This is a genomic window from Actinomycetospora sp. NBRC 106375, assembly GCF_030269665.1.
Classification (GTDB): Bacteria; Actinomycetota; Actinomycetes; order Mycobacteriales; family Pseudonocardiaceae; genus Actinomycetospora.
On the sequence record NZ_BSTS01000022.1, the window covers coordinates 58,377 to 82,417 of the forward strand.

A 24,041-nucleotide genomic window follows, 5' to 3' on the forward strand; every position below is an offset into this window, starting at 1 on the left:
CCCGGGCTGGTGGCATGCTGCCCGCGTGGCGGGATTCCGGGACGTGGTGGGACGGGCGCTGCAGGCAGGCCTCGACCTGCTCAACAAGCAGGTGGACGGGCAACGGTCGCCGGACCGGCCCGGGCGGCAGGCGCCGCGGCCGGGACCGAGCGGGGTGCGCACCGCACCGGCCGGCGAGCGGGCGCGGCAGATCTCCTACGCGCCCGACCTCGACGGCGCGGCCGATCCGGGCGAGGTCGTGTGGACGTGGGTGCCGTTCGAGGAGGACGCGTCCCAGGGCAAGGACCGTCCCGTGCTCGTCGTCGCGCGCGCCGAGCACGGCGACCTGCTCGGGCTGATGCTCTCCAGCCAGGGCCACCGCCGCGACGATGCCCACTGGCTCTCCGTCGGGTCCGGGCCCTGGGACCGGGAGGGTCGCGAGTCCTTCGTGCGTCTCGACCGCGTCCTGGACATCCCCGAGCACGGCATCCGGCGCGAGGGCGCGGTCATGCCCGCCGACCGCTTCGACGGGGTCGCCGACGAACTGCGCCGGGGCTACGGCTGGAGCTGATGGCGCTCCGTACCTGGTGGGAGGCCCGCTCGTCCGGGTGAGCGGTTACTCTCGCGGGGGACGCCCGGCGATCCGGGCCGCCGCGCGGAGGGGGCAGCTGGTGATCACCTCCCGGCGTGCGCTCCACCGCCCGGGCGGCCCGTCGGACGACACGTCCGTCCCGTCCGGCCGCGTCGGTCCTGCCCGGCCGGGCGTGAGGGTGTAGGGAGTGCCCGTGCCGATCGAGCCCGCCTCCGCGTCGCCCGCCCCGTCCGCCTCGTCGTCCGTGTCCGGCGGGTCGTCCGTGTCCGGCGGGTCGTCCGACGGCGCCACGTGCAGCGCCTGCGGCTCCGGCGCGGTGGGCGAGGATGGCCGCTGCGGCGACTGCGGGCACCTGGCCGCCGGCGTCGAGCACGCGGAGGAGACGCTCGAGCTGCCCGAGGACCCCTCCGGCGACCTCGTCGTGCACGGCGCCGGCGTCACCGACCGCGGGCACCGCCGCCGGCGCAACGAGGACGCGTTCGCCCTGACGCGCGCCGTCACCGCCGAGGGCACGCCGGTGGTCGTCGCCGTCGTGTGCGACGGGGTCGCGTCCGTCCCGGGCGGCGCGACCGCGTCGCGCACCGCCTGCGACGTCGCCGTCGCCGCCGGGCACGAGGCGCTGTCCGGCGGGCAGGACCTCGAGGAGGCCGCGGCCACCGCCGCCGACGCCGCCCGGCGCGCGGTCGCAGCCCTCGCCCCCGCGGCCGGGTCGTCCCCGGCGTGCACCTACGTCGCCGCCGTGCTCGACACCGAGCGCGCGGTGATCAGCTGGGCAGGCGACAGCCGCGCCTACTGGCTCAGCCCGGCCCGCCCCGACGAGTCCGGCGTGCTCACCGAGGACGACTCGTGGGCCGCGGAGATGGTCGCCGCGGGCATCGTCGAGGCCGAGGACGCGCTCTCCGACCCCCGCGCCCACGTGATCACCCGGTGGCTCGCCGCCGACGCGCCGGACGTCGTCGCCCGGCACCGCGGCTGGCCGCTCGACGACACCGGGGTCCTGCTGCTGTGCAGCGACGGCGTGTGGAACCACCTGCCCGACCCGGCGGTGCTCGCCGCGCTGCTCACCGCCGACGAGGGCGCCGAGGAGTCACCGGTCGACGTGCACGCCGGCGCGCTCGCCCTGGTCGACGCCGCCCTGCACGAGGGCGGGCACGACAACGCCACCGCGATCGTGCTCGCCGTCGCCGCCCGGGGCTGAGGACCTCACAGCGGCGTGCGGGCCGCCAGGTGGGCCGGCGTCATGGCCAGCGCGATCATGACGTCACCGGCGTCGACGTAGCGCCGGTCGGGGATCTGCTCGAGCTTCGCGCGGGTGCGCGTGTCCAGGCCGTAGTCGTCGGCGACGGCGAGGATCTGCCACCGCCGCAGCGGGAACTGCTCGCCGTCGAGGACGGCGCGGAAACCGGGCACCCCTCCACCGATACCGAGCGTCCGTTCGGGCGACAACGTGAGAGGTCCGACAGGTTCCGTTTCACGCCACGGGTAACGAGCCGTCCGTACGGTCCAGCTCCGCTCCGCTCCGTGTCCTGGCCCCGTGGAGCAGGGCGCCGGTCAGCCGCGCGCGGGGATCGGCGGCGACGTCGAGGGGGTCGGGCTCGACGTCCGCCCGCACGAGCAGGTCGCCGAGCGCCGCGATCATCGCCCCGTTGTCGGTGCACAGGCGGGTCGGCGGGACCCGCAGCGTCAGGCCGGCGGCCGTGCACCGCTCCTCCACCAGCCCCCGCACCCGCGAGTTCGCCGCGACCCCGCCGACCATCAGGAGCGTGTCCGCGCCCTGGTCGGCGCACGCGGCGACGGCCTTGCGCGCGAGCGTGTCCGCGACGGCCTCCTGGAACGAGGCCGCGATGTCCGGCACGGGCAGGGGGCCGTCGTGACGCTCGACCCAGCGGGCGACCGCCGTCTTCAGCCCGGAGAACGAGAAGGTCCACGGGGGGTCGGCGGGCCCGGTCAACGGGCGCGGGAAGGCGATGGCGTGCGCATCACCTTCGCGCGCGGCCCGGTCGATCGCGGGACCGCCGGGGTAGGGCAAGCCGATGAGGCGGGCGACCTTGTCGAACGCCTCCCCCGCCGCGTCGTCGACGGTGTCGCCGAGGTGCACGACCTCGTCGCGCGCGAGGTCGCCGACGCTCAGCAGCGAGGTGTGACCTCCGGAGACGATCAGCGCGACGCACCGCGGCGGGAGGGGTCCGTGGTCGAGGACGTCGACCGCGGCGTGCCCGGCGAGGTGGTGCACGGCGTAGAGCGGCACCCCGGCGGCCAGCGCGTACGCCTTCCCCGCCGCGAGCCCGACCTGCAGGGCCGGGCTCAGCCCCGGCCCGGCGGTGACGGCGACGGCCGTGACGTCCGCGAGGTCGACCTCCGCGCGCTGCAGGGCGGTGCGGACCATCGGCGCCATCGCCTCGAGGTGCGCCCGCGCGGCGACCTCCGGCACGACGCCGCCGAAGCGCGCGTGCTCGTCCATGCTCGACGCCAGCGCGTCGCCCAGGAGCACCCCGCCGGAGACGAGGCCGACGCCGGTCTCGTCGCAGGACGTCTCGATGCCGAGGACCAGGGGCGTGCTCACCGGAGTCATTCTGCCGTGCGGCCCGCGGGGGCCCGGTCGCCGGGAGCGTCGCCGGGGGTCCCGAGCAGGCGGTCGAGAGCTGCGGCCGAGGCCCGCGCGGGCAGGGCGGCGACGAGGGCGTCGCGGACGGCGACCGCGAGCGGCGCGCGCCACGAGGCGACCTCGCCGGCCCGCCGGGAACGCTGGGCGACGGCCTCGGCCGCCCGACGGCGCCGGCGGTCGTAGCCGGCCAGCGAGGCCGGATCCGCGGTGGCCTCCTCGGCGAGCGCGACCGCGTCGAGGAACGCCTGCGCCGCGCCCTGGCCGAGGTTCGGGGTCATGGCGTGGGCGGCGTCGCCGAGCAGGGCGACCCGGCCGTGGTGCCAGGAGGACGGCGGGCGGAGGTCGGCGAGGGTGTGCGCGAGCACCGGGCCCTCGGCGGCGTCGAGGACCGCGGGGATCGGGGTGTGCCAGCCGGCGAGCCGCGCCCGCAGCCACGGGAGGGGATCGGCGCCCGCCGGGACGTCGGCGGTCGGGACCACGGCGTAGAGGTAGGTCCGGCCGCCGGGCAGCGGGCCCAGCCCGACGAGGTCGCCGCCGCCCCAGCTCTCGCCGCCGGCGTCGAGCCGGTGGATCGCGACCAGGCGGAACGCCGTCCGGCCGGTGTCGCGGACCGTCGCGGCGGGCCAGAACGCCGCCCGCACGGTGCTGTGCAGCCCGTCGGCCGCGACCACCAGCTCCGCCTCGTGCCGCCCGCCCGCGTCGTCGTGCACGACCGCGGGGCGTCCGGTGTCACCGGGGTCGACCCGCGCCACGGCCACGCCTTCGCGCACCGCCGGCGCCGCGGCACGCAGGAGGGCGTGCAGGTCGGGGCGGGCGAGGACGACGACCTCGTCGTGCTGGCGTCGCCGCAGGTCCGACGCGTCGACCCGCGCGAGCCACCGCCCCGACCGCGTGCGGATGCCGCCGCCGATCTCGACCGTGCCGAGCTCCCGCGCGCGGGCACCGGGGCCCAGCGCGTCGAGGGCGCGCAGGGCGTTCGGCCAGACCGCGATCCCCGCGCCGACCTCGTCGGCGTGCGCCCGGCGTTCCAGGACCGCGACCTCCCAACCGCGCCGCCGCAGCGCGATCGCGCTCGCCAGCCCGCCCAGCCCCGCGCCCACGACGACCGCCCGTGCCATGACCCACGCTCCTCTACATCTGTAGTGGGAGCTACTCTACGGCTGTAGAGGCACCGGGAGGAAGGGGCGCGGGTTGGACCGTCGGGACGTGCTGGCCGACGCGGCGATCACCGTGCTCGCGAGGTCGGGCAGCCGCGGGCTGACCCACCGCGCGGTCGACGCGGCCGCCGGCCTCGCCGAGGGCACGAGCTCCTACTACTTCCGCACCCGCTCGGCCCTGCTGCAGGCCTGCGTGGAGCGGCTGGCGGCCCGCACGCTGGCGGAGATGACGACGGGCGCCGCCGGTCCGGCCTCGGTGGACGGCCTCGTCACGGCGTGCGTGGCCGTCCTGGGGCACTGGCTCACCCACGACCACGAGCGGCTGCTCGCCCGGTGGGAGCTCGCGCTGGAGTCGACCCGCCGCCCCGAGCTCGGGACCGCGCTGCGCGATGCCGGGGCCGGCGTCCGCGAGCGCGTCGCGGCCACCCTCGCGGACCTGGGCGTCGACGCGCCCCGGCGCCGGGCCGACGACCTCGTCGCCTGCCTCGACGGTCTCGCGTTCGACCAGCTCGCGGGCGCCGGCCGTCCGGCCCGGGACGCCGACGGTCTGCGCGCGTCGGTCACGGACCTCGTGCGGGGGTTCACGGCGACCGGGGACTGAGGGCGTCCCTCGTCCGTGCCGTGCCACGATCCCGCGCCACGAGCACCAGCACGGCGACGCCGAGAACGATCTCGAGGATGAGCCCGACCTGCTGGGCAACGGCGTCGGCGAGCGGGAAGTGCGCCAGGTGCAGCGAGTGGAACACCGTGTGCGGCACCACGAACACCAGGAACGCGATGACGGCGACGATGACGACGCGCCGGTCGAGCCACCAGGCCGCGAGCGCGAGGGCGACGGCCAGGGCGAGCATGCCGGCGCCGGCGTCGCGCACGAGGTGCTCGTTGTACGGCGGCAGCAGCGCGACCCACCCGACGCCGCCGAGCGGGAAGTGGTCGAAGAACGCGACGCGGGCGAGCAGCGCCCACAGGCCCGGCATGGCCTGGGTCACCGCCAGCAGGGTCAGGAGCGTCCGCGCGATCACGACCGCACCGCCGCCCGGGACGCGAGGAACTGCTCGAAGGTGACGACGCCGTCGGCGTGCCCGGGGGCCACGTGGGCGCCCGAGCGGTAGCCGCGGGCGATCGCGCCGGGCAGGCGCAGCGGCACCACCGGGCGGCGCCGTCCCGTCGTCCCTGCCCAGGTCCGGGCGAGGTCGCCCATCGGCCGGACCTCAGGGCCTCCCATCGGCGGCGTCCAGCCCTGCGGTGGACCGGCGGCGAGCGCGGCGAGGCGCGCGGCGACGTCGTCGACGGCGATCGGCTGGAAGGCCGTCCCGGCGAGCACGGGCAGGACCCCGGCCCGCGCGGTGGTGGCGAACAGCGTGGCGAGCAGGTCGTGGAACTGGGTCGCCCGCAGGATCGTCCACGGCAGCCCCGACCCGCTGACGAGACGCTCCGCGTTGACCTTCTCGCGGTAGTACGGCAGCGGGATGCGGTCGATCCCGACGATCGAGATGTAGACGAGGTGCGGGGTGCCCGCGCGGCGGGCGGCCTCCACGAGCCGGCCCGTCGCCGCGGAGTCGCCGCGCGGGGCGGTCGCGCAGTGCACGATCACCGACGCGCCGGCGACGGCGTCGTCCAGGCCCGCTCCCGTGCGCAGGTCGCCGACGACACGGCCCGGCCCGGCCCGGCGGCTGAGGACGCGCGGATCGTCGAGCAACGGGACGAGCGCGCGTCCCAACGTCCCGGTCCTCCCGGTCACCAGCACGGTCATGTGGACCTCCCTCGCGGTCGTGGCTCCGTCACGAGGGTCGACCGGACAGCCCCTCGGAACGTGACAGCTGCCCGGCGAGGAAGGCGAGCTTGTCGGGGTTGCGCTGGAACCGGACGGTCCGGATCGCGTCGCCCTCGGCGTCCAGCACCAGGACGCCGACCAGCTCGTCGTCGACATACCCGAGCAGCGCCGGTGCCCCGTTGATCTCCGCGGCGGTGTCCCGTCCCCGCCAGTTCCTCGGCCCCAGCACGCCGAGCAGGAACCGGGCGACGTCGTCACGGCCCCGGATCGGGCGCCGCGCCGCGCTCACCTTGCCGCCCCCGTCGGACCAGACGGTGACGTCGGCGGCGAGCATCGCCTCGAGCCCGGCGACGTCCCCGTCGCGCGCCGCGGCGACGAACCGGGCCAGGAGCGGGCCGACGTCCGCCCGCCCGGTCGTGGCGGGTGCGGTCGTGACGGGTGCGGCCGTCAGGTGGCGCCGGGCGCGGGTGTGCAGCTGGCGCGACCCGGCCTCGGTGACGTCGAGGACGGCCGCGACCTCGGCGTGGCTGTGCCCGAAGGCCTCGCGCAGGACGTAGACCGCGCGCTCGGGCGGGGTGAGGCGCTCGAGAGTCGTCAGGAGGGCCAGGGACACCGTCTCCCGCTCCTCGACCGTCGCGGCCGGTCCGGTGGCGGGATCGGTGGTGAGGATGGGCTCGGGCAGCCACGGGCCGACGTAGGTCTCCCGGCGCGCGCGGGCGGAGTCCAGGCGGTTGAGACTGAGGCGGGTCACGACGGTGGTCAGCCAGGCCGCCGGGTTGTCGACCTCGTCGCCGTGACCGGACCACCGCAGCCACGCGTCCTGCACGACGTCCTCGGCGTCGTGGGCGGAGCCCAGCATGCGGTAGGCGAGGCCGAAGAGGCGCGGACGCTGCGCGGTGAACGTCTCGGTGGCGGCCGTCACGACCGTCATCCTGCCCGCGACCCTTGCCTTCGAGCGCGCTCGAAGCCCTACCGTCGCTGTCGTGAGCGTCACGACCGACCGCCTGCGGGATCTGATCGAGACGACGGTGGGCGAGCTGCCGCCGCTGACCGTCGAGCTCGTGCGGGACCTCGACATCCCTGAGCACATGGCGATCGCGGAGGTGGCGGCGCTGACCGGCGTCACCGCCCACACGTTGCGGTACTACGAGCGCATCGGACTGGTCGAGGTCGCCCGCGACGCCGCCGGCCGGCGCGTCTACGACCGCGACGCCGTGGGCCGGGTGGTGTTCGTGACCCGGTTGCGCGACTCCGACATGCCCATCGCGGCGATCCAGCGCTACGTCGCGCTGGTGAAGCAGGGCCCGAGCACCGAGCCCGAGCGCCTGGCGCTGCTCGAGGCGCACCGCGACGACATCCTCAACCGCCTGCGCGATCTCCAGGGTGCGCTGGCCGTCGTCGACTACAAGATCACGACCTACGGCGGCGCCTGCGGGTCGTAGACCCACGTCCGCCCCTCCACCCCGGACCGTTCGCGCCCGGGGCGATCCGTCCTGCCCTCCGAAGGAGCATCCATGTCCGACCGCCGTCTCGGCGCCCTGCCCGTCCCCTCCCTGGGGCTCGGTTGCATGGGCCTGAACTGGGCCTACGGGCCCGCCGACCGCGACGAGTCGCTGGCCACCGTGCGGCGCGCCCTCGATCTCGGGGTCACGTTCCTCGACACCGCCGACGTCTACGCGAACGGCGAGAACGAGCGGCTCGTCGGCGAGGCGATCGCCGGCCGCCGCGCGGAGGTCACGCTCGCCTCGAAGTTCGGCATCCAGACCGATCCGTCGACCGGGTACCCGAACGGCCAGGTCGACGGCTCGCCGGAGTACGTGCGGCGCTCGATCGACGGGTCGCTCGAGCGGCTCGGCGTCGACCACCTCGACCTCTACTACCTGCACCGCCCGGACCCGCAGGTGCCGATCGAGGAGACCGTCGGCGCGATGGCCGAGCTGGTCACGGCCGGCAAGGTGCGCCACCTCGGGCTCTCCGAGGCCTCGGCCGACACCGTGCGCCGGGCCTCCGCGGTCACGACGATCACAGCGCTGCAGTCGGAGTGGTCGCTGTTCAGCCGCGACATCGAGGCCTCGGTCGTGCCCGCCGCGCGCGAGCACGGCATCGGGCTCGTGCCCTACAGCCCGCTCGGGCGGGGGATGCTCACCGACGCCTCGGTGCGCGACCTCGCGACGGGCGACTTCCGGCGCACCCTGCCGCGCTTCGCCGAGGGCGCGCTCGAGGAGAACCTCGCGCTCGTCGAGCAGGTCCGCGAGGTCGCGAAGCGCCGCGGCGCCACCCCGGCGCAGGTGGCGCTGGCGTGGTTGCTGGCGCAGGGGGACGACGTGGTGCCGATCCCCGGCACCAAGCGCCGGACCTACCTGGAGGAGAACCTCGGCGCCACGGAGGTCGCGCTCGACGCCGAGGACGTCGCGGCCCTGTCGGCGCTCGTGCCGGTCGGTGAGCGCACCGGCGACATGACGTGGGTCAACCGCGACACCGCCACCGCGCTCTGAGGTGTACACGGGGGCAGGAATCGGACAATCGAGTCCTGCCCCCGTTTCTCAAGAACTGTTCAAGTCCCGGCGCGAATTCGGGAAAGAATGCCCGTCGTGATGGCGCGCCGAGAATCGTGGGCTAATCTCCGTGGCATCACGGGCCGGTCACGCTCCCCCGCTCCCCCGACCGGACCGTCGACGGAGGTGACCCCGAGCCATGACCGCTGCCGTCTCCAGTCCCGGTGTCGTCCGGTCCCCGCAGCAGATGACCGCCGTGCTCGGCGTCGCCGTCGGCGCCGTCGGGGCGGCCGTCGTCGGGACCCACGCCGGTGGGCTCGCCCTCCCCGACGTCGGCGCCACGACCGCGGAGCTGAACCTCGCCGCGAGCTCGACCACCCATTCCGGTACCGCCGCCGTCGCCCCGGTGACGTCCGACGCGACGACGGCGTCCGCCACCGTCCCGGAGCTGACGAAGGCCGCCCAGCGGCAGCAGGCGGCACAGGCGCACGACCAGAAGATCGAGGGCGCGATCGACCGGTTCGAGTCGCGGATCGGCACGACCCGCTACGAGGGCTACTGCGAGCGCGCCGTCGAGAACGCCTTCGGCACCCAGGGTCACTACGGCAGCGCGATCCAGGACTGGCACTCCCAGGACCAGCACAGCGACTGGCAGCACGCCCCGCGCGGCGCGATGGTCTTCTACAACACCTCGTCGAACGGCCACGTCGCCCTGAGCCTCGGCGACGGACGCGTCGTGTCCTCGAGCGCCCACGGCCGCGTCGGCATCGTCCCGATCGACCACTTCCAGCACCCGCTGGGCTGGGCCTACGCCCCGTACTGACCGTCGGGCTAACCCTCCGCGTCGCCCTCCGCCTCGAGGAACGCCTCGCGGATCTGCTCGACCATGGCGGGGTCCGGTGACTCCCACAGCCCGCGGTCGACGGCCTCGAGCAGGCGTTCCGCCATGCCGTGCAGCGCCCACGGGTTCGCCTCGCGCAGGAACGCGCGGTTCTCCGGGTCGAGGACGTAGTTCTCGGTCAGCGAGCCGTACATCCAGTCGCTGACGGTGCCCGCGGTGGCGTCCCAGCCGAAGAGGTAGTCGACGGTCGCGGCCATCTCGAACGCGCCCTTGTAGCCGTGGCGGCGCATCGCGGCCATCCAGCGCGGGTTCACCACGCGGCTCCGGAACACCCGGGCCGTCTCCTCGATCAGCGACCGGGTCTTCACGTTCTCCGGGCGCGTCGAGTCGCCGACGTACGCCGCCGGCGCCGCCCCGGTCAGCGCGCGCACCGTCGCGATCATGCCGCCGTGGTACTGGTAGTAGTCGTCGGAGTCGGCGATGTCGTGCTCGCGGGTGTCGATGTTCTTCGCCGCCACCGCGATCCGCCGGTATGCCGCCTGCATCTCCTCGACGGCCGACTCGCCGTTCCGGCCGCGGCCGTAGGCGTGCCCGCCCCACGTCGTGTAGATCTCGGCGAGGTCGGCGTCGCCGCGCCACTCGCGGGAGTCCATCGCCTGCAGCAGGCCCGCCCCGTAGGCGCCGGGGGGCGAGCCGAAGATCCTCGTCGTGGCCTGCTGCCAGCTCGACCCCGAGCCCGCGTCGGCCCGCGCGTGCGCCGCGACGAAGTTGTCCTCGGCGGGCTCGTCCAGCGCGGCCACGAGCTGCACCGCGTCGTCCATCGTCGCCACGACGTGCGGGAACGCGTCGCGGAAGAAGCCGGAGATCCTGAGCACCACGTCGACGCGCGGACGCCCGAGCTCCTCGGTGGGCGTCACCTCGAGCCCCGTCACGCGCCGCGATGCCTCGTCCCACACCGGCCGCACGCCCATGAGCGCGAGCGCCTCGGCGATGTCGTCGCCGCTCGTGCGCATCGCCGCGGTGCCCCACAGGCTCAGGCCCACCGACGTCGGCCACTCGCCGTCGTGGTCGGCGCGGTAGCGCTCGAGCAGGGAGTCGGCGAGCATCTGCCCGGTCTCCCAGGCCAGCCGCGACGGCACCGCGCGCGGGTCGATCGAGTAGAAGTTCCGCCCGGTCGGCAGGACGTTGACCAGCCCGCGCAGCGGCGACCCGCTCGGCCCGGCCTTGACGTGCCCGCCGTCGAGGGCGTGCAGGACGCCGTCGATCTCGCCGGTGGTCCCGTCGAGGCGCGGGACGACCTCGGTGGCGGCGAAGGTCAGGATGTCGGTGACGGTGGCGTGCTCGGCACCGAGCACCTCCAGGGTCACGTCGGTGGCGTCGCCGACGTTCCAGGCGCGCTTCTCCATGCCGAGCACGAGCGAGTGGGCGAGCTCCTCGACGCGGTCGACCTCGGTGCGCGGGGCCTCGTTCTCGGCCAGCCCCAGCGCCTCGCGGAGCCCGGGCAGCGACTGGGTGCCCGACCACAGCTGCCGCGCCCGCAGCACGGCGAGCACCATGTCGACGCGCTCCTGGCCCTCGGGCGCCCGCCCGAGGATGTGCAGGCCGTCGCGGATCTGGGCGTCCTTGATCTCGCAGAGCCAGCCGTCGAGGTGCATGACGAAGTCGTCGAAGCGCTCGTCCTCGGGCTGGTCGGTGACACCGAGGTCGCTGTCGAGCTTCGCGGCCTGGATGAGCTGCCAGATCTGCCCGCGGATCGCGGTGATCTTGCCGGGGTCCATCGCCTGGATCGAGGCGTACTCGTCGAGCAGCTGCTCGAGCCGGGCCAGGTCGCCGTACGACTCCGCGCGCGCCATCGGCGGGACGAGGTGGTCGACGAGCGTCGCGTGGGCCCGGCGCTTGGCCTGGGTGCCCTCGCCCGGGTCGTTGACGAGGAAGGGGTAGACGAGCGGCAGGTCGCCGAGGATCGGGTCGGGCGCGCACGACGCCGAGAGCGCCGCGGTCTTGCCGGGCAGCCACTCGAGGTTGCCGTGCTTGCCGACGTGCACCAGCGCGTGCGCCCCGAACTCGCTCTGCAGCCAGCGGTAGGCGGCGAGGTAGTGGTGGCTCGGCGGCAGGTCGGGGTCGTGGTAGATCGCGATCGGGTTCTCGCCGAAGCCGCGCGGCGGCTGCATCATCACGACGACGTTGTCGCGGCGCAGCGCCGCCACCGTGATCGCCCCGTCGTTGCCAGAAGAGTTGTCGATGAACATCTCGCCGGGGGCGGGGCCCCAGTGCTCCTCGACGCCGGCGCGGAAGTCGTCGGGCAGCGTGGCGAACCAACGCGTGTAGTCGTCGACGGAGACCCGGATCGGGTTCGCCGCGAGCTGGTCCTCCGAGAGCCAGTCCTGGTCGTAGCCGCCGGCGTCGATGAGCGCGCGGATGAGCAGGTCGCCGTCCTGCTCGGCGAGGCCCGGCACGTCCCCGATGGCGTAGCCGCGGTCCTGCATGGTCGCGAGCAGGCGCACCACCGACGCCGGGGTGTCGAGGCCGACGGCGTTGCCGATGCGGGCGTGCTTGGTGGGGTAGGCGGAGAGCACGAGCGCGATGCGCTTCTCGGCGTTGGGCACGTGCCGCAGCCGCCCGTGGCTGACCGCGAGCCCGGCGACGCGCGCGGCGCGCTCGGGGTCGGCGACGTAGACGGGCAGCCCGTCGGCGTCGGTCTCCTTGAAGCTGAACGGCACCGTGATGATGCGGCCGTCGAACTCGGGCACGGCCACCTGGTTCGCGGCGTCGAGCGGGCTGACGCCGTCGTCGTCGCCGAGCCACTCGTCGCGGGTCCGCGTCAGGCACAGCGCCTGCAGGATCGGGACGTCGAGCGCGGCGAGGGCGCCGGTGTCCCAGCTCTCGTCGTCCTCGCCGGCGCTGGCGCTCGCGGGCTTCGACCCACCGGCCGCGAGCACCGTCGTCACCAGGACGTCGGCGTGGCGGAGCACGGCGACGAGGTCGTCGTCGGGGCTGCGCAGCGACGAGCAGAACACGGGCTCGGGCACGCCGCCGGCGTCCACGACCGCGTGGCACAGGCCGTCGACGAACGCCGTGTTCCCGGCCATGTGGTGCGCGCGGTAGTAGACGATCGCGACGCGGGGGCGCCCTTCCGTTGCAGCGAACGCGCCGTTCGTACGCGGAGAAGCAGCGAGTTCAACGGAGCACGCCGAGAGGGCGTTCGCTGCGTCCTCCGGGCTCTCCCAGCCGTCGAGCCGGCCCCAGGTCGGCATCTCGGCGGGCGGGTCGAAGCCGTGGCCGGTGAGCAGGACCGTGTCGGAGAGGAAGCGGTGGAGCTGGGTGAGGTTCTCCGACCCGCCCTGGGCGAGGTAGAGGTGCGCCTGGGTGGCGACGCCGACCGGGACCGTCGACGACTCCATGAGCTGCGCGTCCGGGCTCTGCTCCCCCCCGAGCACGACGACCGGGCGGGGCTGCGACGGCGCCAGCAGCGCGTCCAGCCCGGCCTCCCACGCCTGGCGCCCGCCGAGCAGGCGCACGACGACGAGGTCGACGCCGTCGAGCAGGCCGGCGAGCTCGTCGACGTCCACGCGGGCGGGGTTGGCCCAGCGCCACTCCCCTTCCTGGCCCGGGGCGCTGGCCCGCGCCGAGCGCAGGTCGGTGTCCGAGGTCGAGAGCAGCAGGAGCACCGCGCCTCCAGGCGAGAATGTCTGAACACCTAGATAGATGTTGAGAACGAGTCACGACTACTGTGTCACGGATGCCCGCGACCCGACGACGTGACGGTGACACACCGGTGCGCGCCCGGCCGGACGCGTGCCCCGGCGCCTGGCGCCGCCACGAGGCCGCCGACGGGGCGCTCGCGCGCTTCCGCCCGGTGGGCGGGGCGACCGGCGCCGCCGAGCTCCGCCTGCTCGCCGCCGCCGCCGACACCGGTCCGCTCGAGCTGACCTCGCGCGGATCGTGGCAGGTGCGGGGCCTCTCGGGCCAGGGTGCCGACGATCTCGCCGACGATCTCTCGCGGGTCGGCGGGGACGCGCCGCTGCTCGACGACCTCGGCCGCGACGTTCCCTGCAGCGTGGTCGCCTCGCCCCGCTCGCCGGCCGTGGACGCCGCGGCCCGCGCGATCGCCGACGCGCTGCGCGGTCGCACCGACGTCCCCGGCCGCCTGCTGATCGCCGTGGACGACGGGTCGGGCGACGTGCTCGGGCTCGACGCCGACGTGACGGTCGTCCTCGGCGGGGTCCTGCACCTCGCCGGCGAGCCCACCGACCGCACCGGCGACCCCGCCGCGCTGGCCCTCGCCGCGATCGAGGCCTTCCTCGCGGTGCGGTGCGACGCCTGGCGGGTGGCGGAGGTCGGCGCCGACCGGGTCCGCGAGGCGGTTACTGGCTGGTATCGCTCGCCTGGCGAGCGATACCAGCCAGTAACCGCTGACGCCGACCCCGTGCTCGACGCCGACCCCGTGCTCGAGGTGCTGCCCCGGCTCGGCGAGGTCAGCCGGGACGCCGCCGGGGTGCTCGCCGACCTCGTCGACGAGGGCGCGACACTACGGGTCACGCCGTGGCGCACGGTCGTCCTGCGCGACGCCCCCGCGGATGCCCGCGCGCGACTCGACGGTCTCGTCGAGACCGGACCGTCGCCGTGGTCGACGCTCTCGGCGTGCGTCGGCGCGCCGCGCTGCGCCAAGGCGCACACCGACGTCCGGGGCGATCTCACCCGCGCCATCGCCCGCGGGCAGGCGGGGGGTCTGCTCCCGGCGCACTGGGTCGGCTGCGAGCGTGCCTGCGGGACGCCGGCCGGCCCCGTCGCCGTGGTGGAGGGCACGCCCTCCGGTGTCTACCGCACGGTCGTCCGAGCAGGGAGGGTGAGCCGGTGAGCGCCGGTCCCACGACGTCGTCCGTCCCGGCGTACATCGCCGACGGGCCGGAGATCTACCGCCGCTCCTTCGCGATCATCCGCGCCGAGGCGGATCTCGCGCACCTCCCCGACGACGCCCACGACGTCGTCATCCGCATGATCCACTCGTGCGGGATGGTCGACCTCGCCGGCGACACCGAGGTCTCCCCCGGCGCGATCGCCGCGGCGCAGCGGGCGCTGCGCGCGGGCGCCCCGGTGCTCTGCGACGCCGAGATGGTCGCCAGCGGGATCACCCGCCGCTTCCTGCCTGCCGGCAACGACGTCGTCTGCACGCTGAACGAGCCCCGCGTGCCCGACCTCGCCGCCGCGCAGGGCACCACGCGCAGCGCCGCCGCGCTCGAGCTGTGGCGCGAGCACCTCGACGGCGCCGTCGTCGCCATCGGCAACGCGCCGACCGCCCTGTTCCGGCTGCTGGAGATGATCGAGCAGGGCGCGCCGCGGCCCGCCGTCGTGCTCGGGCTGCCCGTCGGGTTCGTCGGGGCGATGGAGTCGAAGGCGGCGCTCGTCGGGCACCCGTCCCGCCTCGAGCACGTCGTCGTCCACGGCCGGCGCGGCGGGTCGGCGCTGACGGTCGGCGCCGTGAACGCGCTGGCGCTCGGGACCACCGGATGACCGGGACCCTCTACGGCGTCGGGGTCGGCCCCGGCGACCCGTCGCTGATGACGGTGCGTGCCGTCGACCTCGTGCGCGGCGCCGACGTCGTCGCCTACCACTGCGCGCGCCACGGCCGCTCGCACGCGCGCTCGATCGTCGCGCAGTACCTCGGCACGCAGGTCGAGGAGCAGCTCACCTACCCCGTCACGACGGAGTCGACCGACGACTACCAGGGCGCCCTCGACGCGTTCTACGCCGAGGCCGCGGCCCGCCTCGCCGCGCACCTCGACGCCGGCCGCGACGTCGTCGTGATCGCCGAGGGCGACCCGTTCTTCTACGGCTCGTACATGCACCTCCACAAGCGGCTGGCCGACCGCTACCCCACCGAGGTCGTGCCCGGCGTGACCTCGGTGGCCGCCGCGGCCGCGTCGCTGGGGCGGCCGCTGGTCGAGCGGGACGAGGTGCTCACCGTCCTGCCCGGCACGCTGCCGCCCGACGAGCTGGCCGCCCGCCTCGCCGACACCGACGCCGCGGCGGTGATGAAGCTCGGGCGCACGTTCACGAACGTCCGCGCCGCGCTCGCGACCGCGGGCCGGCTCGAGGAGGCGTGCTACGTCGAGCGGGCCTCGACCGGCGCGGAGCGCACCGCGCCGCTCGCCGACGTCGACCCGGCGTCGGTCCCGTACTTCTCGGTCGGCGTGGTCCCGTCGCGGGTGCACGCCGACACGACCCCGGCCGCCCGCGCGGAGACCGCGTCGGCGATGGCCGGACACCTCGGCGAGGTCGTGGTCGTCGGTCTCGGTCCGGGCGCCCGCGACCGCCTCACGCCCGAGGCCTCGGCCGCCCTGGGGGCCGCCGACGACGTCGTCGGCTACGCGACCTACACCGCGCGCGTCGCCCCGAACCCGCGGCAGCGGGTGCACGCCTCGGACAACCGCGTCGAGTCCGAGCGGGCCGCGTTCGCCCTCGACCTGGCCCGCGGCGGGCGGCGGGTGGCGGTCGTGTCCTCGGGTGACCCGGGGGTGTTCGCGATGGCCTCGGCGGTGGTCGAGGTCGCCGCGGCCGACTACCCCGACGTGCCGGTCCGGGTGGTGCCCGGGGTGTCGGCGGCGCAGGCCGTGGCCGCCCGCGTCGGCGCCCCGCTGGGCCACGACTACGCGATGATCTCGCTGTCCGACCGGCTCAAGCCGTGGGACGTCGTCGAGCGCCGGCTCGCGGCGGTGGCCGACGCCGACATGGCCGTCGCGCTGTACAACCCGGCGTCGCGGTCGCGGACCTGGCAGGTGGAGACGGCCCGCGACGTGCTGCTGAAGTACCGCGACCCGTCGACGCCCGTGGTGATCGGCCGGGACGTCGACGGGCCCGAGGAGACCGTGCGCGTGGTGCGCCTGGCCGACCTCGAGCCGGGCGAGGTCGACATGCGCACGCTGCTGATCGTGGGGTCGTCGAGCACGCAGTGGCCCGCCGTCGGGACCGTCTTCACGCCGCGGCGCCACGACGGGCCCCGGTAGCTCAGTCCCCCTCGAGCGGCACCCAGTTCCACGTCTCGTCGGCCCGGTCGCGCCCGACCAGCCGCCCGCACGTCGGACAGAACAGCTCGTAGGCCGCCATGTACTCGTTGCCGGTGTCGTACCCGCTCACGACCCAGCTGTGCTGGCGTCCGCCGAGACACAGCCAGCGTTCGTCATCGTCGCTCACCCGGGTGATCGTGTCAGGCCACCTGGGTCAGCGTCGCGGACTCGGCCGGGCGGGTCTCCCACTGGCCCATGGGGAGGTCGCCGACCGTGGCGAACAGCTCGCCCATCCCGGCCCGCATCGCCTCGGCCGACGCCCAGACCGACAGGGCGACGATCCGCGAGCCGTCGGGCTCCTCGAAGGCCCCGATCTCGTCGAGACCCGCGATGCGGGTGGACGTCTCGCGGATGACGGCCATCGCGGCGAGCATGTCCGCGCGGTGCTCGGGCTTGGGGTGGTGGACGACCTGGAACAGGACGCGGGTCACGGGGACTCCTCGGGGTTCGACGGCGGCGGCGTGCACGAGGCCGCGGGCGTGCTCGAGCGCCGCGCCCCACAGCGCGGTGAGGACGCGGCGCCCGGAGAGTCCCGTCGTCACGCCCAGAGCCCCACGGGGTTCCCGTCGGGGTCGGCGACGACGGCGATGCGCCCGTAGTCGCCGGGCAGGTCCATCGGCGGGGCGAGGGTGTCGGCACCCAGCTCGCCGGCGCGCGCGAGGCCGGCCTCGAGGTCGTCGACGCGGACGTAGAACTTGACGCCGGTGTCGCCCGGCGCCTGGGAGGGACCGATGCCGCCGCCGATGGCGTCGGCGCCCGCCCCGGTGTCGACCATCGCGTAGCCGTCCATCGCCGGGTCGGGCTCGGCCGACCACCCGAACATCGCGGTGTAGAAGTCCCGGATCTTCTCCGGGGCCGTGCTGGTGATCTCGAAGAACGCGACGGGACCGCCCATGGTGACCTCCTCGTCGGGAAGGGGAACGCCGTCAAGGTTAGTTCTCACTTCCGTTAGTGTCAACGCACAGAGTGGCGACGGGCATACTGACGCCGTGCGGCGCTTCCGCCGGTCGCCTCCGCGCCGGCCCCTCGACGCGGTGGAGCTGGCGGAGTCGGCCGCCCTCGGCGATCTCGTGGCCGTGGTGTGCGTGCTGACCCGCCTCTTCCCGATCGGCCCCCTCGGGGTCGTGATCGCCGCGTTCCCGCTCGCCGTCCTCACCGCCCGGCGCCCGGGGCGCGCCGGGCCGGTCGGGGTGCTCGTCGCGGTGGTGGTCGCGTTCCTGGTCGGCGGCGTCGGGCCGGCCACGTCGGCGGCGTCCGCGGCGACGCTCGGCTGGCTGATCGGGGTCGCCGCCCGCCGCGGCTGGTCGACGCCGCGGACCGCGCTGACCGGCGTCGTCACCCTCGCGCTGCCGGCGTCGCTGGCGGGCCTGGCGCTGCTCGCGGTGTTCCCCGCGTACCGGGAGCTCGTCCTCGACCAGCTGCGGACCTCCTGGAGCGGGCTCGCGCGGCTGATGCGCGGCGGCGTGCCCGAGCCGGTGGTGGCCGCCGGGGACCGTGCCGTCGCGGCGATCACCGACTACTGGTGGGTGACGCTGCCCTCGATCGCCGTCGTCAGCTCGCTGATCGGCGTGGCGCTGGCCGCGCTCGTGCTGGCCCGCCCCCTGCGCGCGGTGCGCCGCCTGCTGCCCACCGACCTCGCCGGACGCCTGCCCGCCGGGCGCGGCCCCGAGGACGTCGCCCCGCTGCCGCTGCGGCTGCGAGGGGTCGCGCTGCCGTCGGGACCACCGGTCGACCTCGACCTCGACGCCGGGCGCTTCGTCGTCGTCACCGGCCCGAACGGTGCCGGGAAGTCGACGCTCGGGCGCGTGGTGGCGGGGCGGGCGCCGGCCGCCGGCACCGCCGAGCGTCCCGGGGACGCGGGGCTGGGCGTCGTGGGCGGCACCGGCATGGTGTTCCAGCGCCCGGACAGCCAGGTGCTGGGCGTGCGCGTCGCCGACGACCTGCGGTGGGGGCTGCCGCCCGGCGAGGACGTCCCGGTCGGCGAGCTGCTGGCCCGCGTCGGGCTCGGCGGCGCCGAGGACCGGGAGACCGCGACGCTCTCGGGCGGCGAGCTGCAGCGCCTCGCGGTCGCGGCGCTGCTCGCCCGCCGGCCCGCGGTCGTCGTCAGCGACGAGAGCACCGCGATGCTCGACCCCGACGGGCGCACCGAGGTCACCGACCTGCTGCGCAGCCTCACCCGCGCCGAGCGGGTCGCGGTCCTGCACATCACCCACCACGACCCCGGCACCGCCGACGCGACCCTCGCCCTGCCCGGCCCGTCCGCGGGGCCGGCGCCGACCGGCGTGGCGTGGGGTCCGCCCCGCCCGCCCGCGGGCGGCACGCTGCAGCTGCGCGGGGTCGACGTCGTCCACGACGCCGGCACGCCCTGGCGCCGCCCCGTGCTCAACGGCGTCGACCTGCGGATCCCCGCCGGGCGCACGGTGCTCGTGACCGGCCCGAACGGCGCCGGGAAGACGAGCCTCGCCTGGCTGCTCGCGGGCCTGGCCACCCCGGCGCGCGGCACCGCGACCCTCGACGGGGCACCGCTGCGCAACGGCCGCGACGGCGCGCTGCTGGCCGTGCAGCACGCCCGCCCGGCGCTGCTGCGCCCGACCGTCGGCGAGGAGGTCGAGGACGCCGCCGGCGTCGGGCCCCGCACCGCCGACACCACCCTCGCCGCGCTCGGGCTCGACCCCGCCGTCTACCGCGACCGCAACGTCGACGAGCTCTCGGGCGGCGAGCAGCGCCGCGTCCTGCTCGCCGGCCTGCTGGGCGCCGGGCCGCGGGTGCTGGTGCTCGACGAGCCGCTCGCCGGGCTCGACGCCGACGCCGCCGCGGCCGTCCGGAGCGCGCTGCGCGCCGCGCGGGCGGCGGGGACCACGCTCGTCGTCGTCACCCACGACATCACGCCGCTCGCCGATCTCGGCGACGCCGTGCTGCACGTCGAGGACGGCGCCGTGCACGGCCCGCCGGAGATGGTCACGACCCGCCCGTCGTCCGGCCCCGAGCGGCGGCTGCGAGGGGCGCTCGGTGCGGTGCGCACCCTGCCGGGCCCGTCGCCGATGCACCGGGTGTGGGCCGGGACGAAGATCGCCGCGCTGCTCGCCATGGCCCTCGCGCTCGCGATCGACCCGACGTGGCCGACCCTCGGCGCCGCGACGGCCGCGCTGCTGACCGGCGCGCTGGCCGCCCGCCTGCCCCGCGGCGCGATCCCCCGCCCGCCGCGCTGGCTGCTGATCTGGCTGCCCGCGATCGTGCTCTCGACGGTGAGCACCCGCCCGCCGCTGGTCGACGTGCTCGGCACGGAGCTCAGCATCGGCGGCCTCGAGCGGGTCGTGCTGTTCCTCGGCACCACGCTCGTCTCGCTGCTCGGCGCCGCCCTGCTCGTCGCGACCACCCCCCTCGGCGCCTTCCCGCCGCTGCTCGAGCGCCTGGTGCGGCTGGGGCGTCGCGTCGGCGTCACCCTGCGGACCCCGGCGACCGGCATCGCGCTGGGACTGCGCCTGGTCCCGCTCCTGCTCGCCGAGGGACGCACGGCCTGGCTCCTGCTCGGCCAGCGCCGACCGGTGGGGCGGGCCTCGGTCCCGCTGCGCGAGCAGGTCCGCCAGGGTGTCCGCGCGGCGATGCTCGCCTGCGCGATGGCCACCCGCCGCGCCGCCGAGACCGGCGAGGCGATCACCGCCCGCGGCGGCCTCGGCGCCGTCGCGGGCCCTGACCACCGCCCGGGCCGCCCGGACCTCGTCCTGCTCCTCGTCGTCGCCGCGATCCTCGCGGTCGGGCTCGCCTTCTAGTTGTCAGCGAAGTGCCTTCGCAGACGCTCAGCGTCCGTATCGGGACGTCGATCACCGGCGCGAGCACCCGCGTGTTCGAGCGATGCGGCTTTCCTCGCGTGTGACGCCAGGATCGCCACAGCGTCACCCGCGCGACACGCCGTCCGGGACGATCCGGTCGACGATGTCGTCGACGCTCGCGACGACGTCCACGCCGGCGGGTAGCGCCGGGCGGTCGACGAGGATCACGGGGATCGACCGCTCGCGGGCCGCGACGAGCTTCGCCTCCGTGGCACCCCCCGAGTCCTTGGCGACGACGACGGTGATGCGGTGCCCGTCGAGCAGCGCGCGCTCGTCCTCGAGGGCGAAGGGGCCGCGGGCGAGGAGGAGCTCGGCACGCTCCGGGAGCACGTCGGGCGTCTCGATCGCCCGCACGAGGAACCACGCGTCGACGTCGACGAACGCCCCGACCCCCTGACGTCCGGTGGCGAGCAGCACGCGTGCCCCCGGGGCGATCGACGCGGCGGCGTCCTCGAGCGACGGCACCCGTGTCCACCGGTCCCCCGGCCCGGCCGTCCACCCCGGGCGCCGGAGCACGACCCACGGGGTGCCGGTGCGCGCCGCGGCGCCCGCGGCGTGCTCGGTCATCCGCGCCGCGAACGGGTGGGTCGCGTCGACGAGGACGTCGACGTCGTCCAGCGCCGCCGCCAGCCCGTCGACGCCCCCGAACCCGCCCGTGCGCACGTCGCCGTCCGGGAGCCGCGGGTGATGCGTCCGGCCGGCCAGGGACGTGGTGACCTCGACGCCCTCGGCGGCCAGCCGCGACGCCAGCTCGCGCGCCTCGGCCGTGCCACCGAGCACGAGAACCCGCCGGCTCACCGCGCGCCCGAGATCAGGAGCGCACCACGCACCTCGTCACGCCCCCGGACGTGCACACCGCGCTCCTGATCTCCGCGCGGCGCCGCCACGCCCCTCACGACCGGGCGCGCGCCGCGGAGTAGAGGTGCGAGTCGCAGCCGCCGGCCTCCCCGACGACGGGCCCCACGACGATCACCGCCGTCCGCCGCACCCCGGCCTCCGCGACGCGGTCGGCGATGTCGGCCAGCGTCCCCCGCAGCACGATCTCGTCGTCGCGCGACGCCCGCGCCACGACCGCCACGGGCTCCGAGGCCGGCCGGTGCTGCCGCAGCGCCTCCACCACCGCGTCGCAGCGCTGCACGGCCAGGTGCAGCACGAGCGTCCCGCCCGCCGCGGCCCAGACGTCCAGCGACTCCCCCGCCGGCATCGGGGTCGCGTTCGCGGCGTCGCGGGTGAGCACGACGGACTGGCCGACGCCGGGCACGGTCAGTTCGGTGCGCAGGGCGGCGGCCGCCGCGGCGAACGCCGGCACCCCCGGCACGATCTCCCAGGGCACGCCGGCGGCGTCGAGGCGGCGTGTCTGCTCGGCGACCGCGGAGAACACCGCGGGGTCCCCGGAGCACAGCCGCGCGACGTCGTGCCCCGCCGCGTGGGCCTCGACCAGCTCGGCGATGATCTCGTCGAGCGTCATCCGGGCCGTGTCGACGCGATGTGCCCCCGGCGGGCACTGCCCCAGCAGCTCCTCGGGCACCAGCGACCCCGCGTAGAGGCAGACCGGGCTGGTCGCGAGCGCGCGCAGCCCGCGCACGGTGATGAGGTCGGGGGCACCGGGCCCGGCGCCGACGAAGCGGACGGTCACGCAGGTTCCTTCCGTGCGACGAGCTGGGTGACGCCGGCCAGCGCCCGCCACCCGCCGAACCGCCCGACCGGCGCGACGCGCTCGATCCCGATCCGGCGCAGGGCCCCGCCGTGCGCGGCGCGGAACGCGATGAGCGCGGCCTCGCCCTCGACGGTGACGGTGTTGACGACGAGGCGCCCGCCCGGGCGCAGCGCGGACCAGACGGCGCCGAGCATCCCGTCGGCCGACGCGCCCCCGCCGACGAACACCGCGTCCGGGCCGTCGAGCCCGTCGAGCGCCTCGGGGGCGCGGCCCACGACCACGCGCAGCCCCGGCACGCCCAGGAGAGCGGCGTTGGCGCGGATGCGGGACGCCCGGTCCGACCGCATCTCCACGCTCACCGCGCGGCACGCGGGGTGGTGGCGCATCCACTCGATCCCGATGCTGCCCGCACCGCCCCCGACGTCCCACAGCAGGGCGCCCGGCGCCGGGCGCAACGCCGCCACCGACAGCGCGCGGACCTCGGCCTTCGTCAGCTGGCCGTCGTGGTCGTACACGTCGTCGGGCAGCCCGGGGGCACGTCCGAGCAGCGGGTCGGCGGGGACCTCGGGGCAGGTCACGGCGACGACGGCGAGCGGGTCGCCCGGGGCGTGGGTCCAGTCCGCGGCGGTGCCGTCGACCCGCGATTCCTCCGGCGCGCCCAGCGACGCCAGCACCGTCAGCCGGGCCTCGCCGTGGCCCCACGAGGTCAGCGCGGCGGCGAGCGCGGCGGGGGCCTCGCCGTCGGGGACGAGCACGAGCAGGCGCCGCCGCGGCGCGAGCGCGGCCCGGACCGCGTCGAGCGGGCGCCCGACCGTCGAGAGGACCTCGACGTCCTGCGCCGCCCAGCCGAGGCGCCCGCAGGCGAGCGCCAGCGACGAGGGCGCCGGCAGCACGGTCGCGTCCGGCGCGTGACCGAGCACGGCGGAGCCGATCCCGTAGAACGTGGGGTCGCCGCTGGCGAGGACGACGAGCGTGCGGTCGCCGTGCTCGGCGAGCAGGCCCGGCAGCGCGGGCATCAGCGGCGTGGGCCAGGTGACCTGCTCGGCGGACAGCGATGGCAGCAGCGCGAGCTGGCGGGGCGCGCCCAGGACCACGTCGGCCTTGCCCAGCGCGGTGCGCGCGGGCTCGCCCAGCCCGGGCCACCCCTCGGCGCCGATGCCGACCACGGTCACGCTCACCGCGCCACCTCATCACGCCGGCGCCCGGTCGGGCAGGCGAGGCTCGTCACCCTCCGTGCGCCGCGACGCGGGACGCGACGAACGCGCGCGCCGACGGCAGCCAGCGCGTGGCGAGGGCGCCGAGGTCACGGCGCAGGGCATCGCCCGGCCAGTCGGGCGGCCGGAGCTCGGGCGGCAGGCCAGGGTCGCGCAGCAGGTCGACGTTGGCCTGGTTCGTCAGGGCGGCGAGGCGGCGCACCGTGTCCGCGGTCGCGGGCGGCTCGTCGGTCTCGGCGAGCGCGGCGCGGACCGCGGCGTGGTGGCCGTGCAGGTCGGCCGCGAGGCCGTCGAGGTCCCACGCCGCCGACACCGCGCCGGGGACGTCAGGGGCGTCCAGCGCCAGCCGCGCGCGGCGGACCACCGCGTCCGGCGGCACCGGCCCCAGCGCGGCCTCGAGCTCCGCCCACCGGTCGGCGGCGGCGACCAGCACCCCGGGCTGCAGCGACCCGTACCCGAGGAGGCCGGCGACGCGACGCAGCCGGTCGCGGAACGCGCGCTCGCGCTCGGGGACGTGGTGGAGCACGGCGTGGAGCTGCCCGTCCCACGGCTCCCGGGGCGGTGGTGCGGACTGCAGCGACGCCACCTGCGCCGCGATCGGGCCGATGAGGCGGTGGTGGGTGCGGCGACCGCTGCGACGTCCCGCCAGCTGACCCGCCGCGCGCATCCGGGCGAACAGCTGCCGGGACGCGGCCGGCGTGAGACCGAGCTCGCCGAGCAGCTCGACCAGCGCCGCCCCGGGCAGCTCCTCGCGCCCGGAGATCGCGAACAGGTACGCGACGAGGCCCACGGTGGGGCTCCGACGCGCTACGCTCTCGCTCACGCTCGTGAAT

At 76.2% G+C, this 24,041-nt stretch carries 24 protein-coding genes; 10 read left to right on the top strand and 14 right to left on the bottom strand.

The window, feature by feature from the left end; translation table 11 throughout:
- The first annotated feature begins 25 nt into the window (after positions 1-25).
- Together QSK03_RS27745 and QSK03_RS27750 are read left to right on the top strand one after the other, a co-directional pair.
- Complete coding sequence (locus tag QSK03_RS27745) at positions 26-550, top strand: type II toxin-antitoxin system PemK/MazF family toxin (protein WP_285658818.1); 525 nt, start codon at positions 26-28, stop codon at positions 548-550.
- A gap of 214 nt (positions 551-764) precedes the next feature.
- Positions 765-1,769, top strand: a complete 1,005-nt coding sequence (locus tag QSK03_RS27750) for a PP2C family protein-serine/threonine phosphatase (protein WP_285658819.1) — start codon at positions 765-767, stop codon at positions 1,767-1,769.
- 5 nt (positions 1,770-1,774) lie between these two features.
- Here the strand turns inward: QSK03_RS27750 and QSK03_RS27755 are convergent, their stop codons facing one another.
- The 3 genes from QSK03_RS27755 to QSK03_RS27765 all read right to left on the bottom strand — a co-directional run bounded on the left by QSK03_RS27755 (position 1,775) and on the right by QSK03_RS27765 (position 4,294).
- A complete protein-coding gene (locus QSK03_RS27755; RefSeq protein ID WP_285658820.1) occupies positions 1,775-1,981 on the bottom strand; it encodes a DUF2795 domain-containing protein in 207 nt (68 codons plus the stop codon).
- A gap of 61 nt (positions 1,982-2,042) precedes the next feature.
- Complete coding sequence (gene tsaD, locus QSK03_RS27760; RefSeq protein ID WP_285658821.1) at positions 2,043-3,134, bottom strand: tRNA (adenosine(37)-N6)-threonylcarbamoyltransferase complex transferase subunit TsaD; 1,092 nt, start codon at positions 3,132-3,134, stop codon at positions 2,043-2,045.
- Positions 3,135-3,139: 5 nt separating this feature from the next.
- The gene (locus tag QSK03_RS27765; protein WP_285658822.1) at positions 3,140-4,294 is read right to left on the bottom strand and encodes an FAD-dependent monooxygenase; all 1,155 of its coding nucleotides are present in this window, start codon (positions 4,292-4,294) and stop codon (positions 3,140-3,142) included.
- A gap of 88 nt (positions 4,295-4,382) precedes the next feature.
- Between QSK03_RS27765 and QSK03_RS27770 the strand changes: the two genes are divergently transcribed.
- Positions 4,383-4,934 (top strand): TetR/AcrR family transcriptional regulator, encoded by a 552-nt coding sequence (locus QSK03_RS27770; RefSeq protein WP_285658823.1) that lies wholly within the window; start codon positions 4,383-4,385, stop codon positions 4,932-4,934.
- On the opposite strand, the gene QSK03_RS27775 is transcribed toward QSK03_RS27770, so the two are convergent.
- The 3 genes from QSK03_RS27775 to sigJ are packed head-to-tail and all read right to left on the bottom strand — an operon-like array spanning position 4,915 to position 7,038.
- Positions 4,915-5,355, bottom strand: a complete 441-nt coding sequence (locus QSK03_RS27775; protein ID WP_285658824.1) for a hypothetical protein — start codon at positions 5,353-5,355, stop codon at positions 4,915-4,917. The two genes, QSK03_RS27770 and QSK03_RS27775, sit on opposite strands and share 20 nt — an antisense overlap.
- Positions 5,352-6,086: an SDR family oxidoreductase gene (locus tag QSK03_RS27780; protein ID WP_285658825.1), complete on the bottom strand. Its 735-nt coding sequence runs from the start codon at positions 6,084-6,086 to the stop codon at positions 5,352-5,354. Before QSK03_RS27780 ends, QSK03_RS27775 begins: the two co-directional genes overlap by 4 nt.
- A 28-nt stretch (positions 6,087-6,114) precedes the next feature.
- Positions 6,115-7,038 (bottom strand): RNA polymerase sigma factor SigJ, encoded by a 924-nt coding sequence (sigJ, locus tag QSK03_RS27785; protein WP_502872229.1) that lies wholly within the window; start codon positions 7,036-7,038, stop codon positions 6,115-6,117.
- Between the two features lie 52 nt (positions 7,039-7,090).
- Here sigJ and QSK03_RS27790 point away from each other — a divergent pair, with 52 nt between their 5' ends.
- The 3 genes from QSK03_RS27790 (at position 7,091) to QSK03_RS27800 (ending at position 9,425) form a co-directional block, all read left to right on the top strand.
- Positions 7,091-7,549, top strand: a complete 459-nt coding sequence (locus tag QSK03_RS27790; protein ID WP_285658827.1) for a MerR family transcriptional regulator — start codon at positions 7,091-7,093, stop codon at positions 7,547-7,549.
- A 72-nt stretch (positions 7,550-7,621) separates the two neighbouring features.
- Positions 7,622-8,602 (top strand): aldo/keto reductase, encoded by a 981-nt coding sequence (locus QSK03_RS27795; protein ID WP_285658828.1) that lies wholly within the window; start codon positions 7,622-7,624, stop codon positions 8,600-8,602.
- A 199-nt stretch (positions 8,603-8,801) separates the two neighbouring features.
- Complete coding sequence (locus QSK03_RS27800; RefSeq protein WP_285658829.1) at positions 8,802-9,425, top strand: C40 family peptidase; 624 nt, start codon at positions 8,802-8,804, stop codon at positions 9,423-9,425.
- 8 nt (positions 9,426-9,433) lie between these two features.
- Here QSK03_RS27800 and cobN read toward each other — a convergent pair whose 3' ends face one another.
- On the bottom strand, positions 9,434-13,111 hold the full coding sequence (gene cobN, locus QSK03_RS27805; protein WP_285658830.1) for a cobaltochelatase subunit CobN: 3,678 nt from the start codon (positions 13,109-13,111) through the stop codon (positions 9,434-9,436).
- A gap of 71 nt (positions 13,112-13,182) precedes the next feature.
- Between cobN and QSK03_RS27810 the strand changes: the two genes are divergently transcribed.
- From QSK03_RS27810 to QSK03_RS27820, 3 genes are read left to right on the top strand one after another with little or no spacing between them, the layout of a single operon-like run.
- Positions 13,183-14,301, top strand: a complete 1,119-nt coding sequence (locus QSK03_RS27810) for a 4Fe-4S domain-containing protein (protein WP_285658831.1) — start codon at positions 13,183-13,185, stop codon at positions 14,299-14,301.
- Positions 14,298-14,954, top strand: coding sequence for a precorrin-8X methylmutase (locus QSK03_RS27815; protein ID WP_285658832.1), 657 nt, complete (start codon positions 14,298-14,300; stop codon positions 14,952-14,954). The genes QSK03_RS27810 and QSK03_RS27815 overlap by 4 nt, the downstream gene beginning before the upstream one ends.
- Positions 14,951-16,447, top strand: coding sequence for a precorrin-2 C(20)-methyltransferase (locus QSK03_RS27820; protein WP_285658833.1), 1,497 nt, complete (start codon positions 14,951-14,953; stop codon positions 16,445-16,447). The genes QSK03_RS27815 and QSK03_RS27820 overlap by 4 nt, the downstream gene beginning before the upstream one ends.
- 1 nt (position 16,448) lies before the next feature.
- On the opposite strand, the gene QSK03_RS27825 is transcribed toward QSK03_RS27820, so the two are convergent.
- Genes QSK03_RS27825 through QSK03_RS27835 form a run of 3 tightly spaced genes read right to left on the bottom strand, consistent with a single transcriptional unit; the run spans position 16,449 to position 17,402 of the window.
- Positions 16,449-16,634 carry a hypothetical protein gene (locus QSK03_RS27825; protein ID WP_285658834.1) on the bottom strand — a complete coding sequence of 62 codons (186 nt, stop codon included), beginning with the start codon at positions 16,632-16,634 and terminating at the stop codon, positions 16,449-16,451.
- A gap of 13 nt (positions 16,635-16,647) precedes the next feature.
- Positions 16,648-17,049 (bottom strand): hypothetical protein, encoded by a 402-nt coding sequence (locus QSK03_RS27830; RefSeq protein WP_285658835.1) that lies wholly within the window; start codon positions 17,047-17,049, stop codon positions 16,648-16,650.
- Complete coding sequence (locus QSK03_RS27835; RefSeq protein ID WP_285658836.1) at positions 17,046-17,402, bottom strand: VOC family protein; 357 nt, start codon at positions 17,400-17,402, stop codon at positions 17,046-17,048. The genes QSK03_RS27830 and QSK03_RS27835 overlap by 4 nt, the downstream gene beginning before the upstream one ends.
- A 94-nt stretch (positions 17,403-17,496) precedes the next feature.
- Between QSK03_RS27835 and QSK03_RS27840 the strand changes: the two genes are divergently transcribed.
- Positions 17,497-20,277 (top strand): DUF2232 domain-containing protein, encoded by a 2,781-nt coding sequence (locus QSK03_RS27840; RefSeq protein ID WP_285658837.1) that lies wholly within the window; start codon positions 17,497-17,499, stop codon positions 20,275-20,277.
- 123 nt (positions 20,278-20,400) lie between these two features.
- Here the strand turns inward: QSK03_RS27840 and QSK03_RS27845 are convergent, their stop codons facing one another.
- From QSK03_RS27845 to QSK03_RS27860, 4 genes are all read right to left on the bottom strand, one after another.
- Positions 20,401-21,135: a cobalt-precorrin-6A reductase gene (locus tag QSK03_RS27845; RefSeq protein WP_285658838.1), complete on the bottom strand. Its 735-nt coding sequence runs from the start codon at positions 21,133-21,135 to the stop codon at positions 20,401-20,403.
- A 94-nt stretch (positions 21,136-21,229) separates the two neighbouring features.
- Positions 21,230-21,973, bottom strand: coding sequence for a precorrin-4 C(11)-methyltransferase (gene cobM / locus QSK03_RS27850; protein WP_285658839.1), 744 nt, complete (start codon positions 21,971-21,973; stop codon positions 21,230-21,232).
- A complete protein-coding gene (cbiE, locus tag QSK03_RS27855; protein WP_285658840.1) occupies positions 21,970-23,172 on the bottom strand; it encodes a precorrin-6y C5,15-methyltransferase (decarboxylating) subunit CbiE in 1,203 nt (400 codons plus the stop codon). Before cbiE ends, cobM begins: the two co-directional genes overlap by 4 nt.
- Before the next feature lie 46 nt (positions 23,173-23,218).
- Positions 23,219-24,031: a PaaX family transcriptional regulator C-terminal domain-containing protein gene (locus tag QSK03_RS27860; protein ID WP_285658841.1), complete on the bottom strand. Its 813-nt coding sequence runs from the start codon at positions 24,029-24,031 to the stop codon at positions 23,219-23,221.
- Between the last annotated feature and the right edge of the window lie 10 nt (positions 24,032-24,041).

Excerpts from the sequence above, each read along its gene's own strand:
- QSK03_RS27795 (WP_285658828.1), top strand. The coding sequence starts at position 7,622 with ATGTCCGACCGCCGTCTCGGCGCCCTGCCCGTCCCCTCCCTGGGGCTC.
- QSK03_RS27835 (WP_285658836.1), bottom strand. The coding sequence starts at position 17,402 with ATGGGCGGTCCCGTCGCGTTCTTCGAGATCACCAGCACGGCCCCGGAG.
- QSK03_RS27820 (WP_285658833.1), top strand. The coding sequence starts at position 14,951 with ATGACCGGGACCCTCTACGGCGTCGGGGTCGGCCCCGGCGACCCGTCG.
- QSK03_RS27780 (WP_285658825.1), bottom strand. The coding sequence starts at position 6,086 with ATGACCGTGCTGGTGACCGGGAGGACCGGGACGTTGGGACGCGCGCTC.
- QSK03_RS27810 (WP_285658831.1), top strand. The coding sequence starts at position 13,183 with ATGCCCGCGACCCGACGACGTGACGGTGACACACCGGTGCGCGCCCGG.
- sigJ (WP_502872229.1), bottom strand. The coding sequence starts at position 7,038 with ATGACGGTCGTGACGGCCGCCACCGAGACGTTCACCGCGCAGCGTCCG.
- QSK03_RS27800 (WP_285658829.1), top strand. The coding sequence starts at position 8,802 with ATGACCGCTGCCGTCTCCAGTCCCGGTGTCGTCCGGTCCCCGCAGCAG.
- QSK03_RS27765 (WP_285658822.1), bottom strand. The coding sequence starts at position 4,294 with ATGGCACGGGCGGTCGTCGTGGGCGCGGGGCTGGGCGGGCTGGCGAGC.